At 59.6% G+C, this 15,256-nt stretch carries 11 protein-coding genes and 1 tRNA gene; 4 read left to right on the top strand and 8 right to left on the bottom strand.

The genetic code is table 11. The annotated features are described in order from the left end of the window. Positions 1 to 12: 12 nt before the first annotated feature. From clpX to LG281_RS01975, 5 genes are all read right to left on the bottom strand, one after another. On the bottom strand, positions 13 to 1,290 hold the full coding sequence (gene clpX / locus LG281_RS01995; RefSeq protein ID WP_404403854.1) for an ATP-dependent Clp protease ATP-binding subunit ClpX: 1,278 nt from the start codon (positions 1,288 to 1,290) through the stop codon (positions 13 to 15). Between the two features lie 176 nt (positions 1,291 to 1,466). Further along, positions 1,467 to 2,096 (bottom strand): ATP-dependent Clp protease proteolytic subunit, encoded by a 630-nt coding sequence (locus LG281_RS01990; RefSeq protein ID WP_404403852.1) that lies wholly within the window; start codon positions 2,094 to 2,096, stop codon positions 1,467 to 1,469. A 180-nt stretch (positions 2,097 to 2,276) separates the two neighbouring features. Next, positions 2,277 to 3,746, bottom strand: a complete 1,470-nt coding sequence (locus LG281_RS01985) for an NAD(P)H-hydrate dehydratase (RefSeq protein WP_404403850.1) — start codon at positions 3,744 to 3,746, stop codon at positions 2,277 to 2,279. Positions 3,747 to 4,126: 380 nt separating this feature from the next. Next, entirely contained in the window at positions 4,127 to 5,515 is a 1,389-nt protein-coding gene (gene tig, locus LG281_RS01980; RefSeq protein ID WP_404403848.1) for a trigger factor, read from the bottom strand. Between the two features lie 57 nt (positions 5,516 to 5,572). Then, a tRNA-Leu gene (locus LG281_RS01975) sits at positions 5,573 to 5,657 on the bottom strand. A gap of 312 nt (positions 5,658 to 5,969) precedes the next feature. Between LG281_RS01975 and LG281_RS01970 the strand changes: the two genes are divergently transcribed. Further along, entirely contained in the window at positions 5,970 to 6,308 is a 339-nt protein-coding gene (locus LG281_RS01970; RefSeq protein ID WP_404403846.1) for a P-II family nitrogen regulator, read from the top strand. A gap of 99 nt (positions 6,309 to 6,407) precedes the next feature. Continuing rightward, positions 6,408 to 7,817: a type I glutamate--ammonia ligase gene (gene glnA / locus LG281_RS01965; protein ID WP_404403844.1), complete on the top strand. Its 1,410-nt coding sequence runs from the start codon at positions 6,408 to 6,410 to the stop codon at positions 7,815 to 7,817. A gap of 65 nt (positions 7,818 to 7,882) precedes the next feature. Here glnA and LG281_RS01960 read toward each other — a convergent pair whose 3' ends face one another. Further along, positions 7,883 to 8,731 (bottom strand): alpha/beta fold hydrolase, encoded by an 849-nt coding sequence (locus LG281_RS01960; protein WP_404403842.1) that lies wholly within the window; start codon positions 8,729 to 8,731, stop codon positions 7,883 to 7,885. Positions 8,732 to 8,820: 89 nt separating this feature from the next. On the opposite strand from LG281_RS01960, the gene LG281_RS01955 reads away from it, so the two are divergent. Further along, a complete protein-coding gene (locus LG281_RS01955) occupies positions 8,821 to 9,789 on the top strand; it encodes an AraC family transcriptional regulator (RefSeq protein ID WP_404403840.1) in 969 nt (322 codons plus the stop codon). Here LG281_RS01955 and LG281_RS01950 read toward each other — a convergent pair. Both LG281_RS01950 and LG281_RS01945 read right to left on the bottom strand, forming a co-directional pair. Continuing rightward, positions 9,786 to 11,300: an ABC-F family ATP-binding cassette domain-containing protein gene (locus LG281_RS01950; RefSeq protein ID WP_404403838.1), complete on the bottom strand. Its 1,515-nt coding sequence runs from the start codon at positions 11,298 to 11,300 to the stop codon at positions 9,786 to 9,788. The genes LG281_RS01955 and LG281_RS01950 overlap by 4 nt on opposite strands. Before the next feature lie 278 nt (positions 11,301 to 11,578). Further along, complete coding sequence (locus tag LG281_RS01945) at positions 11,579 to 12,472, bottom strand: sulfotransferase domain-containing protein (protein WP_404403836.1); 894 nt, start codon at positions 12,470 to 12,472, stop codon at positions 11,579 to 11,581. Between the two features lie 537 nt (positions 12,473 to 13,009). On the opposite strand from LG281_RS01945, the gene parE reads away from it, so the two are divergent. After that, on the top strand, positions 13,010 to 15,022 hold the full coding sequence (parE, locus tag LG281_RS01940; protein ID WP_404403834.1) for a DNA topoisomerase IV subunit B: 2,013 nt from the start codon (positions 13,010 to 13,012) through the stop codon (positions 15,020 to 15,022). The last annotated feature ends 234 nt before the right edge of the window (positions 15,023 to 15,256 follow it).

The following is a 15,256-nucleotide window of genomic DNA, read 5'->3' as shown; positions in this document are numbered from 1 at the left end:
GACTGGACCGTATCAAGCGCTGGGCTTGACGTCCTCCTTGGCCCGCTCGGCGTAAATGTAGAGCGGCCGGACATCCTTGCTTTCCACCACTTCCTGGCTGATGACGACTTCTTCGACCCCTTCGAGCGAAGGTAGGTCATACATCGTATCGAGCAGAATGCCTTCCATGATCGAGCGCAGTCCGCGCGCGCCGGTCTTGCGCGCGATCGCGAGCCGGGCAATGGCTTTGAGGGCATCTTCGTGGAAAGTGAGTTCGACGCTCTCCATTTCGAAGAGCCGCTGATATTGCCGCACAAGCGCGTTCTTGGGCTCGGTGAGGATTTGCACCAGAGCATCCTCATCGAGATCTTCCAGAGTCGCGATCACCGGCAGACGGCCGATGAATTCCGGAATCAGCCCGAACCGGACCATATCCTCGGGCTCGACTTCCGCGAGAATATCACCCACGCGCCGATCCTCGGGATCCTTGACCTGCGCAGTGAACCCGATCGAGGTATTCTCCCCGCGCGCCGCGATGACCTTCTCAAGCCCCGCAAACGCGCCACCACAGATGAACAGGATATTAGTCGTATCCACCTGCAGGAATTCCTGCTGCGGATGCTTGCGCCCACCTTGCGGCGGCACTGAAGCGACCGTGCCTTCCATAATCTTCAAAAGCGCCTGCTGCACGCCCTCCCCCGAGACGTCCCGGGTTATGGACGGATTGTCCGCCTTGCGCGAAATCTTGTCGACCTCATCGATATAGACGATACCGCGCTGGGCCTTGTCGACGTTGTAGTCGGCCGACTGCAGGAGCTTGAGAATGATGTTCTCGACATCCTCGCCGACATACCCCGCTTCGGTAAGCGTCGTGGCATCGGCCATGGTGAACGGCACATCGAGAATCCGCGCCAATGTTTGCGCGAGCAGCGTCTTGCCACAGCCGGTCGGTCCAATCAGCAGGATATTGGATTTCGAAAGCTCCACATCCTGATTCTTGGCCGCGTGATGCAGGCGCTTATAGTGATTGTGGACCGCCACCGAGAGCACGCGCTTGGCGCGGCCCTGGCCGATCACGTAATCGTCGAGCACCTTGCAGATTTCCGCCGGGCTCGGCACGCCATCGGAGGATTTGACCATTGAGGTCTTGGATTCCTCACGGATTATGTCCATGCACAATTCGACGCATTCATCGCAGATGAATACGGTCGGCCCGGCAATCAGCTTGCGGACTTCGTGTTGGGACTTCCCGCAGAACGAGCAGTAGAGCGTGTTCTTTGAGGATTCTCCGCTCGAATTTTCCTTCGACATATAGCAACTCCAAAAGCGCCAGTTTGCGCTTGGTTCCACCCCGCCGTTTACAACGCTAGCCGACGACGAATGAACAAAATGTAATTCACTTCGACCTTAAAGGTCCCTGGCTTGCGGTGCAATCATGACAGAGGCTCAGCAGCGCCTCTGTCAATCACTTGTGAAAAAGGCGAGGCCTAAGCCCCCGCCTCCGGCACGTCCCGCTTCTGGTGAACGTGGTCGATAAGCCCCAGATCCCGGGCCTCATCCGGGCTCAGGAACCGATCGCGTTCCAAAAGGTCTTCGATCTCTTGATACGTACGGCCCGAGTGCCTGACGTAGATTTCGTTAAGCCGGCGCTTGAGGCTCTCGGCCTCACGGGCGTGAATCATGATATCGGTGACCTGCCCCTGATAACCGCCGGATGGCTGATGTACCATCACGCGGGCATTGGGCAGACACCCCCGCATATCCTTCTCGCCAGCCGTTAGCAGCAACGACCCCATCGAGGCCGCCTGTCCGATGCACAGCGTCTGCACCTTGGGCCGGATGAACTGCATGGTGTCGTAAATCGACAGCCCCGCGGTCACCACGCCGCCAGGCGAATTGATGTACATCGCGATTTCCTTTTTCGGATTCTCCGATTCAAGGAACAGAAGCTGAGCAACGATGACCGAGGCCATATTGTCCTCGACGACACCCGTCACAAAAATGATGCGCTCGCGCAAAAGCCGCGAATAGATATCGAACGCGCGCTCGCCGCGATTGGATTGCTCGACCACCATCGGCACGAGCGTGTTCATGTAAAGATCGACGGGATCTTTCATTTATCTTTATCTCCCCCGGGGAAATGAATTCAGAAGGGCCTCTCGCCTATGCTGGCGATACCGGCCTAGGGACGTCTAAACCGTCACATAGGCTTGGCGGTATTCGCGTTCAATAGCAAGTCCGAGAGTGGCTCAAATAAGGCACATGCTTAATGTCTAAAATGCGCGATGCCCAGGCTCCTATTCCAGAACGCGTATGAGGATGTCGCGAATCAGTCCGGGCAGATCGTCGGCCGTGAGACCGGGCTTGCCATAAATGCGCGTGCCCAGCCCATGAAGGAAAACGGCCGCGCACGCAGCATCGAAGTCAGACATTCCCTGCGCCATAAGTCCCGCGATTGCCCCGGCCAGAACGTCGCCAGCCCCCGCCGTCGCAAGCAGCGGCGACGTCACGCCATTAATGACCACGCGACCGTCGGGACGCGCGATCACGGTGTCTGGCCCCTTATAGAGAACGACCGTGCCAGCCAGTTGCGCCGCTCGGCGGGCGCGATCGGTTTTGCAACCTGCCAACGTACCGAACAGACGCACGAATTCACCTTGGTGCGGCGTCAGAACAACTCCGCCCCGTCCACGGTCGTTGATCGCAGCAAACAGCGTTTCGGGATCTTCCTGAAAACTGGTGATCGCGTCGGCGTCCAGGACAACGCCTGCTTCGCTCCGAAGCGCCGCAAGAACCATGTCGCGCGTCTGCCCGCCAATACCGAGGGCGGGGCCCAGGACAACCGCGTTCTTCCTGCGATCGCGCAAGATTTCCGCAAGCGCCTCGTGATCGTCGGCCTCGGCAAGCATGATGGAGGTGACATGGTTTGCGTGCACAGACAATGCCGCACGGTCTCCGGCCAGCGTCACCAGCCCTGCACCGACACGCGCCGCCCCATTGGCCGCAAGGCGCGCGGCGCCCGTGCGCAGCGCATCGCCCGAAACGACAAGGCAATGCCCGGCGCTATATTTGTGTCCCGCCGGATCGCGCCGGGGGAGATGCCACAGATGCGGATCATTTTCGAACACCGTCGGCATGATATCGGTAAGGACGTGATCGGGGATTCCGATGTCGGCAAGCAGCACCTCTCCGCAGAGCCCCCCACCCGGGTACAGCAGGTGACCCGGCTTGCATCGGAAAAACGTCACCGTGAATTTCGCCTTTACCGCGATGCCGCGCTCTTCACCCGTTGCCCCGTCGACCCCGCTCGGCACGTCGACGGCAACCACGTCGGCGCCGCTGGCATTGATCTTTTCGATGATTTCGGCCAATTCCCCATCGATGTCCCGTGATAACCCGGCGCCGAGCAGAGCATCGATCACGACGCCGAAGTCGTCCTCAAGGCACTCCAGCGCCGGTTCGATGGCAGCGCCGTTCCACTTGCGCGCCATTATCGCCGCATCGCCCTTAAGATCGGCCTTCTCACCGAAAAGACCGACGCGCACCGGCCAACCCCGTTCCGCCAGAAGCCTGGCCACCACAAAACCGTCGCCGCCGTTATTCCCCGGGCCGCAGAGAACCAGGACCGGCTGAACCGCAAAATGCTGGGTGACCTCATATGCGATCGCCTGACCCGCATTTTCCATCAATGTCAAGGATGAAACACCGGAGTCGACGGCAAGCCGATCGGCCTGCGCCATTTGGGAGGGGGTAAGAAGCTCTTGCACGCAACAACCTCGCTGAGAGCACATTTTTGACGTTTTTTGGGGAAGTGGGGAGCCGCCCGCCTCTCCGCAATACGCCAAGCCAAAAACCCGGCGACAATTCGGATTTTCGATACCCGAACGCGCCAGTTTCCCCCTGAAACGACTGAACCCGACCATATTTCAGGTCGGGTTTAGCGCAATACTGAGTCAAACTATGACGAATGTGTGGCCGGCCGAACGCCGGCTCACACCTTAGAGCGTGTCCAGAAAAAGCGTCTCCTCGAACGTGATCCGGGGATGGTTGCGACTTTTTCGCTTGCGCGGCCCTTGGAGTCGGTTCGGACACGCGGCAAACAAGGACCTGAGGGTGTCATGCTGAATGCAATTCAGCGCGACGCACCTTAGTGCGCGTGATCGCTGTCGATGTCGAAGCTGTCTTCGCCCTCGCGGACCAGTTTGACCAGTTCTTCGCGGCTCACCTTCTTGTCCTTGACCGACGCAAGTTCGGTCACGAAGTCGATCACCTTGTTCTCGAAGATCGGAGCACGCAGGCTGGCGAGCGCTTGCGGGTTTTGCCGGTAGTAGTCGTAGACCTGCTGCTCCTGGCCCGGGAAGCGGCGTACTTCGCCGATGAGTGCCTGCTGGTGCTCTTCGTCGGTCACCTCGATCTCGTTCTTGTTTCCGATCTCGGCGACAACCAGCCCCAGGCGCACGCGGCGCTCGGCGATCTTCTGGTAGTCTTCACGAGCCTTCTCCTCGGTCGTGCCCTCGCTCTCGAAGGTCTTGCCGTGATGTTCGACCTCGTGCTTGACGCGGTTCCAGATGGCATCGAACTCGGCATTGACGAGTTTTTCGGGCACATCGAACTTATGGCCTTCATCGAGCGCATCAAGCACAAGCCGCTTCACACGCTGCTTGGACAGCGACTCGTTCTGCCCCTCGATCTGGTCGCGAATGGCCTTCTTGAGCGCCGCCAGGTCTTCAAGCCCCAAAGTCTTGGCAAACTCGTCATTAAGCTCGACATCCTTTTGGGGTCCATCGACGTGAAGCACATTAACGTCGAAAGTTGCCTTCTTACCGGCGAGCTCTTCGTTCTGGTAATCCTCCGGGAACGTGACCTCGATGGTCTTTTCCTCACCCTTCTTGATCCCGACGAGCTGCTCTTCGAAGCCAGGAATGAACTGGCCCGAACCGATCACGAGATGGGTATGGTCGGCGCTGCCGCCCTCGAATGGCTCCCCGTCGATCTTGCCAACAAAGGAAATTCCAACTTTGTCGCCGTCTTCAACGACCGCGCCGTCGCCCTTGTCCTCATAGCCGCGATTAGCCTTGAAGAACTTTTCGACCTCCTGGTCCACCTCTTCATCGGTGACTTCAACGACGGGCTTTTCAAGCTTGATCTTCGAAAAGTCCATAAGGTCGACCGGCGGCAGCACCTCATAGCTCACCGTAAACGCGAGATCGGCTTCACCGTCGAGGACGCGATTGATAACGGCCTGATCATCCGAAAGATCAATCTCAGGCTGCGTTGCGGCCTTTTCCGAGCGGTCCTCGAGCGTCTTGGAGACGGTCTCGTTGATCGTGTCCTGCATGACTTCGCTCATGACCGAGCGGCCATAGACTTTTTTGAGGTGTGCCATAGGCACCTTGCCAGGCCGGAAGCCCTTCAGCTGCACCTTGCCCCGAACCTCGTCGAGCTTTTCGTCGAGCCGCGACGAAAGGACCGTCGCAGGGACAGTCACATCGAGCTTGCGGCGCAGCCCTTCGTTCAGAGTTTCAGTTACGTTCATTTGGTCGATCCCGTCTTTACGTTCAGCTTTGTCTCTATAATGTGCCGCGGAGGGAAATGGTGCGGGTGAGAGGAGTCGAACCTCCACGCCTTGCGGCGCTGGAACCTAAATCCAGTGCGTCTGCCAGTTCCGCCACACCCGCATCTCTTGCCGTCCGGCGCGAGTTGGCACGCGGTCTATCCCAAGTTTAAGGACCAGTCAAAGCCTCATTGCGCGCCAGGCCCATCGGCAAACGACGACAGCCGAAGCCGCGCAAACGCACTCAACTCAAACTGCACAAAACATAATCACAATGCACAATTTATAGACAATCAATGCAGTTCAAAACGCATCAGTACGTTGAACATATTAACATAACAAATTGTAATTCTTGGATAAATGCAAACGGAAACGCGATTGGCATAGCGCGTGCATTTGCGAGGATAACCGGTCCCGAACAAGAGGAGACGTGGACATGAAAAAGATCGAGGCTATCGTCAAACCGTTCAAGCTCGACGAGGTCAAGGAAGCCTTGCAGGACGTCGGCCTCCAGGGCATCACGGTTACGGAAGCCAAAGGGTTCGGCCGGCAGAAGGGGCACACCGAACTGTATCGTGGTGCCGAATATGTCGTCGACTTCCTGCCCAAGGTAAAGGTCGAAGTTGTCGTGCCCGATCATTTGGCCGACAAAGCGATCGAAGCCATCCGCAGCGCCGCTCAGACCGGGCGGATCGGCGACGGCAAGATTTTCGTCTCCACGGTCGAACAGGCCATTCGAATCCGCACCGGTGAAAGCGGCGATGACGCGCTCTAAAGCCGTACGCTTCGCCTAAACCTGGACGCGCCGGCACCCTCTTCCCGGACCGGCGGGCAAACAACCCAAAAAAGTCAAACACATACTGGGGATCACACTATGAGCTCAGCAAACGACCTTATCCAGAAGATCAAGGACGAGGGCATCAAATACGTCGACCTGCGTTTCACCGACATTCGCGGCAAGCTGCAGCATGTCACCATGGACGCCAGTGTCGCCGACGCCGACATGTTCGAAGAAGGCGTGATGTTCGACGGTTCCTCGATCGCCGGCTGGAAGGCCATCAACGAATCCGACATGGTGCTGATGCCCGACACCGCCACCAGCTACGTCGATCCGTTCTTCTCGGCCCCGACCCTCGTCGTTAACTGCGACATCCTCGAGCCGGCCACCTATCAGCCCTATAACCGCGACCCCCGCTCGATCGCCAAGAAGGCCGAAGCTTATGTCGGCACCTCGGGCATCGGCGACGCCGTCGTGTTCGGCCCCGAACCCGAATTCTTCCTGTTCGATGACGTGAAGTATTCCAACACCACCTACAAGGTCGGTTTCCAGGTCGATGCCGGCGAACTTCCGGTTAACTCCGACGCCGATTATGAAGGCGGCAACTCCGGCCATCACGTCGGCCTGAAAAAAGGCTACTTCCCCGTCCCGCCGCTCGACAGCGCTCAGGACATCCGCGGCGAAATGCTTGAAGCTATGGCCGCAATGGGTGTCGTCGTTGAAAAGCACCACCACGAAGTGGGTTCGGCACAGCACGAACTTGGTATCAAGTTCCAGCCGATCATCGGTGCCGCCGACCACGTCCTGCTCTACAAGTACGCCGCTCAGCAGGTCGCCCAGGCTTACGGCAAGACCGCAACCTTCATGCCCAAGCCTGTCTATGGAGACAATGGATCGGGCATGCACTGCCACCAGTCGATCTGGAAGGACGGCAAGCCGCTCTTCGCCGGGGACGAGTATGCCGGTCTTTCGACCGAGTGCCTCTATTACATCGGCGGTGTGATCAAGCACGCCAAGGCAATCAACGCCTTCACCAACCCGACGACCAACTCCTACAAGCGCCTGGTTCCGGGCTTCGAAGCCCCCGTTCTGCTGGCCTACTCGGCCCGCAACCGTTCGGCCTCCTGCCGTATTCCGTTCGGCCAGAGCCCCAAGTCCAAGCGTGTGGAAGTCCGCTTCCCCGATCCGATGGCGAACCCCTACCTCGCCTTCGCCGCACTCCTGATGGCAGGCCTCGATGGTATCAAGAACAAGATCCATCCGGGCGACCCGATGGACAAGGACCTCTACGAACTCCCCAAGGAAGAGCTCCAGGGCATTCCGACCGTCTCCGGCTCGCTGCGTGAAGCGCTCGAGGCTCTGGATGCGGACCGCGAGTTCCTTAAGGCCGGCGGCGTGATGGACGACGACTTCATCGACGCTTACATCGAGCTCAAGATGGAAGAAGTCATCAAGTTCGAGCACACCCCGCACCCGGTCGAGTACGAAATGTACTATTCCGCCTAAGCGGCACGGCAGTAAACGCGAAGGGGCCCGGCGGCGGGCCCCTTTTTGTTCATGCCAAACTCCGGCTATGCTCGCGCGATACCCACAAGGATATCCGCCAGCGCCGCCGGCTGCGAATAGAACGGCGAATGGCTCGTCTCCATCGTATGGCAACGCGTTGTATTCCCCATTGCCGCATCGACCGATGCGACCATGAAGTCCTGCCCCGCAATCGGAATGGCGTTATCTGCCGTGCACCGGATATAGTGCCGCGGGACCGCTCCAAACTGGCCCACCGTGATCGGTGAAGGCTCGACGGCAACGCCCGCCGGTTCGTCGCAGTGAAGCGTTTCTAGTGCTGCCGCGTACTGAGCCTCAGTGAGGTCTGCATAAAACGCCGCTTTGAGCCCGGCCCGGTAGTCCGGATCCTCCGGCGCCGTATCGAGCCGCAGCGCTCCAGTCGCCTGCGGGTCCGAAAGGAAATGCCGCGCCACAAGTTCGCCCGCCATCTTTTCATGCTGGATCATCGCAATCGCCGGCATGCCTGGCGGCAACATGAATGCAGTAAGATAGACGACAGCCGACAACTTGCCAGGAACGGCCTCGGCGACGCTGGAAACGGTCAACCCGCCCAGCGAGTGCCCCACAAGGATGACCTTATCCACGTCTTCCGCCGTCTCGTCGATAGCGGCGATCACAGCATCCGTCCGTTCCTTCTGCGTCACGCCCGCGTTCGGCGAAATCTCCGTCGCAAACGCCCCGAGATCAAGCGGACGCTCGAAAAAGGCCCGCGGCATACGCGCATTGCCTCCGGCGCCCGGTAGATCGAGCGCCTTCGCCCGAACGCCCTGCGCTTCCAGCAACGGGATCACCTGATCCCACGTCGCCGCCCCGTGCCACGCTCCATGCACCAGCACCAACCCGACATCGCTCATCGCCAAAACCCTCCTCCGGTTTACGGTCTTGCTCTTTTCCAAAATTATCCGAGGATAGGTCCGGACAAAGGTGCCGAGGACGAACACTCATGACCCTGGGCGAACACGAAGGCTGGATTACTCACCGCTGGACAGGCGCCGTCCGCGAACGCGAGCGCTTCGCCTTCTTCTGCGAAGCCATCTGCGACACCTATACGGGTATAAGGCCTCAGCGAGCACCCGAAGCGCCGTTCGACGCAAGCTTCGCTGCCGCGCCGGTCGATGCAGGCATATTCGCCCACATCACCGCGCCCGGGCACCTCGCCCGCCGTGACGCGGCCGCCCTACGCCGGCAACCCGACGACAGCCTCTTTCTCAACATATCCGAACACGCGCCGTACAAAGCCTCCCATCTGGGGGACGACATCGCCGTCCAGCCTGGCATTCCGCTGCTGTTGGACAATACCCACCCCTTCGAAGTCCACTTCGAAGGTCCCGCTCAGATGAGCCTGCACACGCTGAGAATTTCAAGAACGGCGCTCAGCATCGACCTCTCCCCGGCGCGCATCCGGAACGCCAACGCCGCGTTCTCGCAGACGCCGTTGGGCCGGATGGCCGGCACGCAACTGCGCCTGCTATGTGATGCCTTCCGGCTGGGCGACCCGAACGCCGCCGGTCCGATGAGCCGTTCGGTCGTCCGGCTCATCGCGCGCCTCCTCGAAGATGCACCCGAAGCTGCCGCCGAACCACCCCATGCCCTGCCACTCGAAACCATCAAGGCCTGCGCGCGGCCGTACCTGACCGAACCCGATTTCAGCATCGTCCACCTTGCGCGGGCCCTCGGCTGCACGACACGTACGATCCAGAAACAGTTTGCCCGTAACGACGAGACCTTCTCGAGCTGGCTGATCGCCGAAAGGCTCGATCGGGCCCGGCACATGCTCTTAAACCCCGCGTTTTGTATGCGCAGTGTCGAAAACATAGCCTTCGCCTGTGGCTTTCGCGATGCGGCCCATTTCCACCGCCGCTTCAAGGCACAGTATGGAATACCGCCGGGTGCCGCCCGACGGCTCGGCTAACCATCCCTCATGCCATCAAAGAAGCGGTTCGGATCGTCGATCTCGGTGAACCTGCCCGTCTCGATCATGAAGAAGCGGGTCCCGACGTCGCGGACAAACGCCCTGTCGTGCGAAATAAGAACGCAATTGGCCTGATGTTCCGCGATCTCCGCCGCCAGCGCTTCCTGCCCCGCGATATCGATATGATTGGTTGGTTCATCGAGCAGATAAAAGTTCGGCTCCCGGAGCCGCAGCGCCATAAGTCCCAGCCGCGCCTTCTGACCGAATGACAGCGCCGCGATCGGTCGCCCTTGCTTTTCGGCTGCAATACCGGCCCCGGCAAGCAACGCCCGCGTGCGTTTGTCCCCTTGTCCGAACGCCGCAATGAAATCGAACGGCGAGGCTTTGTCGGGCACGTTCGAGAGGCCCTGGTCCATATAGCCCGTGACAAGGCTCGGTGTTGCCCGGATACCGGAGACATCCGCTGCATCTTCCAGAACCTGCCGCAGCACCCCGACGAACGTCGATTTACCCGTCCCGTTGCGCCCCAAAAGCACAATCCTGTCGCCCTGAAAGATATGAAGTTTCGGGATATTGAACAGCGTTCCTCCGTCGGACTTGCAAACGGTAAAGTCCTCGATCGCAACCAGAACCTTGGCGTGCGTCCCCCGGTTCGCCAGCCGAATATCGCCAGGCCGTTCCTTGTGCAGCGCCTTGACGCCATCCTCGATCTTTTCGGCTCGCTCCCGAAGCTGCCTTTGCTTCTTTTGCAAAAGGTCGCTCCCCGAATTGATGCCGATATTCTTGAGCTTGGCCGACTGCCGCCGCAGCTGCTGAGCTTCCCTGAGGTCACGCTCCCGCTGCGCGGCGTCCGCGGCATCCTCCCCCTCAAGCGACGTTCGTGCACGGCTATAAGGCAAGCTGAAGTAGCGGGAAGTTTCCGGCCGCAAAAACAGCGTCCGGTTCGTCGCGCCGTCGAGAAAGCTGCGGTCATGGCTTGCGATAACGACCGGAACATCGCCAATCCCGGTTCTGAGCCAGTCTTCAAGAAGCAGGATTTTCTCGAGGTCCAGATGGTTCGTCGGCTCGTCGAGCAACAGGACGTCAGGATCCGTCACCCACACTCGCGCCAACAGCATTAGCCGCTGCCAACCACCGCTGAGTTCGGCGACCGGCAGATGCCGGATATCGTCCGGTGCGCCAAGCGTGTCGAGTACGACATCCACCCGCCAGCTCTCGCTCTCTCGCGTGTCCTCGGGCAGCATATCCTGAACCGCCCGATAGAAACTCCAGCCAAGAATATCCGACGCCACATGCTGTTCGACATAGCCGATCCGGGTGCCGCGCGAGCGCGTGATCTCACCGGCTGTGAGGTCGAGGTCTCCGGCAATGCACTTAAGCAGCGTGGTTTTGCCCGCACCGTTGGCGGCTACCAGCCCCAGCCGGTCTCCAGGGCCAAGCGTAAGGTTCACATTACGAAAAAGGGGAACATTGGCGACGTAGGTCGCGTCTTTCAAAATCAGGACTGTCATTGGATCGTCTCGCCGACAATGCGCCAAGCTCGGGCGCGCGTTCATCAAAAGCGCCAGGAATTAAACTCCGAGCGCCATGAACAAGGCGGACCGTTTCTATGAGACGAAACTGAAAGGTGTCTCTGTGCCGGTCAGCCCTGCAACGTCTGCTGCAGGGCACAAACAGGGCCACGCTGACGATGGTGACGAAAGAACGTAATCACGCAGCCCTCCATTAGCGTTAGAGACAAGATAAAAATCTTATAGTGCGACGATGGTACGGCTGCAATCACTGCATCCTATTGTACCGCTCTCGGCGCGTGCCGGGCGCCAATTTCGAGCGCCTGCTCCTTGGTCAACCCGACATAGTCGAGAACCGATGGCGTAAGATAGCCGTGCCGGTTCATCTCGACTGCGTGGCCTTCGATAACCGCCCGCGCGTGAATGGGCTGCAGCGTCTTGCGGTAGTCTCGAGCCAGCCCTTGGCGCCCCGCTTTCTTACGCTGCGCGTCGATCAGCTTGACCGCCTGGATCAGGGCCTCCTCGGTGATCGGCAGACGCATATGTTCAGCCAGCTTGCGAAACTGGTGCGTTGGGTTCTTGGCGATATCCTCGAACTTGAGAACCAGGATGGCTTTCTCTTCCCGTCCCGTCCAACTCGCCACGTTCTGGCTCCAGGAGCCTTGCGGTTCGGTTACGGCGACCTTATGCGGACGCACCCGCCGGTCCGCCTTCATCATCATCTCGATGATTTTCATCGGCGGCGTGCCGGTCTCATCGATCAGGGCAGAGGCAACATCGAGCGGATTGCGCACAATATAGGCCGCTCCGCGCGTCACCTGCGGATTGATGGTCGGATGGCCATGGAACGTACCCCGGACGGCGTGGGTCCGGACCACCGGCAGCCCCTTGAACTCCGTCGCGAGCAACCGATGCACATCCGCGCGCGCCGCCGCAATCTCGACCTCACTCATCTGCCCCGGTTTTTGCCCGGTTGCCTTCTCGTAGAGCGCGCCATGTACGTCCCAAGGGATGATATTGTCGATGTTCCGCAGATCGATCGTTCCCCCTTTGGGAGCGGACCGCATTGCCGCGAGCAAAAAGACGACGGAACGCACCCAATGGCTGCCCGATCGCGGATAGGACGCGATGAAATAAAGCGGACGCACTGTTTTGGCTTGCGGCTCGGACACACGCATCTCCCCAGGAAAGATGCGCAAAGCTCTACCCGTACACTCTAATACGTGCAACCGGGAGTTGCAGCTATAAAAGGAAAAAGCTTACAAACAGAAGTCCCAGCACCACCGGGCGCGGGAGATGAAGGTGGGCAAGCCGGTACGCAATACCATTCATCCGGCCTGCTCCCACCGGGACTCGAAAAACGGACTACCAAGGGCCAGGATACGCAACGCAGCCACCAGATCCGTTCGCATACGGCAACTCCAAACACATGAACCGTATGACGAAATTTATACGCACACGGATTTAAGAAAGTGCTGATGAGGTGCAAACCGATGGTAAATCGGGTGCACAAATTTACCCGCGACACTGTCCCAGTTTGGGAACACGGCAACGCCGTTGTCGCACAGTCCACAAGTGCGCGCCAAAGCGACCATAACTGTTGAAGAGACCTGAAAACTGTGGTGTTTGCGGCGCAGACGCTCACCATGTGTTAAGCCAGAAAGTACCTGATTCGCATTTTGGCGCGCCGTAACGACCCAAAGGCATTCATGACCGACGACAACGACCTGTTTGCAAACGCCCCCCCACCTGCCCCTTCGGCGCCAAAACCCGAAAAGCAGGCGGGCAGCAATGTTGCGAGCGGCAGCTACTCCGCCGCAGATATCGAGGTCCTCGAGGGTCTTGAACCGGTTCGCAGGCGCCCAGGCATGTATATCGGGGGCACTGACACCAACGCTCTCCATCACCTTTTTGCCGAAGTCATCGACAATGCGATGGACGAAGCAATCGGCGGCCACGCGACCCGTATCGAGGTTCATCTCGATGCCAACGGTTATCTCAGTGTCACCGACAACGGCCGCGGCATTCCCGTCGACGCGCACCCAAAGCAACCGCATCTTTCCGCGCTCGAGGTCATCATGACCACGCTGCATGCGGGCGGAAAATTCGACTCCAAGGCTTACGAAACCTCTGGCGGCCTGCACGGTGTCGGCGTTTCCGTGGTCAACGCGCTCTCGGACGATCTCATTGTCGAGGTCGCCCGCGATCAGGCACTCTACCGTCAGACTTATTCCCGCGGCAAAGCAATGAGCGGGTTGGAAAATGCGGGCCGGGTCAACAACCGGCGCGGCACGACGATCAAATTCCACCCCGATCCACAAATCTTTGGCGCCCACGCCCGTTTCAGCCAGGATCGCGTCTTCCGCATGACGCGCGCCAAGGCATATCTTTTCGGCGGCGTCGAAATCCGCTGGTCCTGCGATGAGCCCCTGGCAACCGACACCGTACCCGCTAAAGCGACGTTCCATTTCCCTGGCGGCCTGCGTGACTTTGTCGAGCGGCGCATCGAAGGTGAAACCCGGATCGTCGACGACATCTTTTCCGGCAAGGCCGGCAAGCCCGGGGGGCACGGCTCGGTCGAATGGGCAATCACTTGGTATCTGGGCGATAGCTTCACCCAATCTTACTGCAATACCGTACCCACACAGGATGGTGGCACCCACGAAGCGGGCCTGCGCACTGCCCTGTTGCGCGGCATTAAAAATTACGCCGAGATGACCGGCAACAAACGTGCGTCGATCATCACCTCCGAGGACGTTCTCGCCCATTGCGGCGCCATGCTCTCGGTCTTTATCCGCGAGCCGGAATTCGTGGGGCAGACCAAGGACAAGCTTGCTTCCAACGAAGCCACGCGCATCGTCGACAACGCCATCCGCGATGCCTTCGATCACTGGCTGACGGCCGCGCCCAATCAGGCCAACAAGCTCCTCGAATGGACCATCGACCGAGCCGAGGAGCGTCTGCGCCGGCGCAAGGAAAAGGAAATCGACCGCAAGTCGGCGACCCGCAAACTGCGCCTGCCGGGCAAGCTCGCCGACTGCAGCCAGTCAGCGGCCCAAGGTGCCGAACTCTTCATCGTTGAGGGCGACAGCGCGGGCGGTTCGGCCAAACAGGCGCGCGACCGCGCCAGCCAGGCGGTTCTGCCCCTGCGCGGCAAGGTCCTCAACGTTGCCGGTGCCAGCCGCGATAAACTCGCCGCCAACCAGCAGATCGCCGATCTTTTGCAGGCTTTGGGCTGCGGCACCCGCGACCGCTATCGCGAAGACGACCTGCGCTACGACAAGATCATCATCATGACCGACGCCGACGTCGATGGCGCACACATCGCATCGCTCCTGATGACGTTCTTCTTCCAGGAAATGCCGCAGCTGATCGATGAAGGGCACCTCTACCTCGCCCTGCCCCCGCTCTACCGCATTGCCCAGGGCCCCAAGACGGCCTATGCGATGGACGACAAGCATAAGGATCAGCTTATGCAGTCCGAATTTACCGGACGCGGCAAGGTCGAGGTCACACGCTTCAAAGGTCTCGGCGAGATGCCTCACGCTCATTTGAAGGAAACCACGATGAACCCCAAGACCCGCACGCTGTTGCAGGTCCGGCTTGTCGACGACCGTACGGAAACCAAAGGCGCTGTCGACCGGTTGATGGGTAATAAGCCCGAGGCGCGGTTCGAATTCATCCAGGAACACGCGGCCTTCGTGACCGAAATCGACGTCTGACGGCGGGTCGAAATGCGTCTGTTTCGGCTAAAAACCGCTCTGCGTTAAGGTTTCCAACGATATCTACGTTGACTCGCCCACTTTGTGCGTTATGGTCGCGCCCGTCAGAGGCCTCTCCCGTTCACCGGCATCGGCATTAAGCCGGGTGGAGCGCATTTCGGTACACCGGACATCTCCCGTCCGCAGGACCGAAGCGTGCGACAATCACTTTAGTGAGCAAACGCCTCGTTTCAG

It is taken from the genome of Pelagibacterium halotolerans, assembly GCF_044811015.1.
Classification (GTDB): domain Bacteria; phylum Pseudomonadota; class Alphaproteobacteria; order Rhizobiales; family Devosiaceae; genus Pelagibacterium; species Pelagibacterium halotolerans_A.
The sequence above is the reverse complement of the archived record's forward strand: the minus strand, read 5'-3'. Positions and strand labels throughout refer to the sequence as shown.

Coding starts and splice junctions, on each gene's coding strand:
- tig (WP_404403848.1), bottom strand. CDS start 5,515: ATGAACGTAACTGAAACTCTGAACGAAGGGCTGCGCCGCAAGCTCGAT.
- parE (WP_404403834.1), top strand. CDS start 13,010: ATGACCGACGACAACGACCTGTTTGCAAACGCCCCCCCACCTGCCCCT.
- LG281_RS01960 (WP_404403842.1), bottom strand. CDS start 8,731: ATGAGCGATGTCGGGTTGGTGCTGGTGCATGGAGCGTGGCACGGGGCG.
- LG281_RS01990 (WP_404403852.1), bottom strand. CDS start 2,096: ATGAAAGATCCCGTCGATCTTTACATGAACACGCTCGTGCCGATGGTG.
- glnA (WP_404403844.1), top strand. CDS start 6,408: ATGAGCTCAGCAAACGACCTTATCCAGAAGATCAAGGACGAGGGCATC.
- LG281_RS01970 (WP_404403846.1), top strand. CDS start 5,970: ATGAAAAAGATCGAGGCTATCGTCAAACCGTTCAAGCTCGACGAGGTC.
- LG281_RS01955 (WP_404403840.1), top strand. CDS start 8,821: ATGACCCTGGGCGAACACGAAGGCTGGATTACTCACCGCTGGACAGGC.
- clpX (WP_404403854.1), bottom strand. CDS start 1,290: ATGTCGAAGGAAAATTCGAGCGGAGAATCCTCAAAGAACACGCTCTAC.
- LG281_RS01950 (WP_404403838.1), bottom strand. CDS start 11,300: ATGACAGTCCTGATTTTGAAAGACGCGACCTACGTCGCCAATGTTCCC.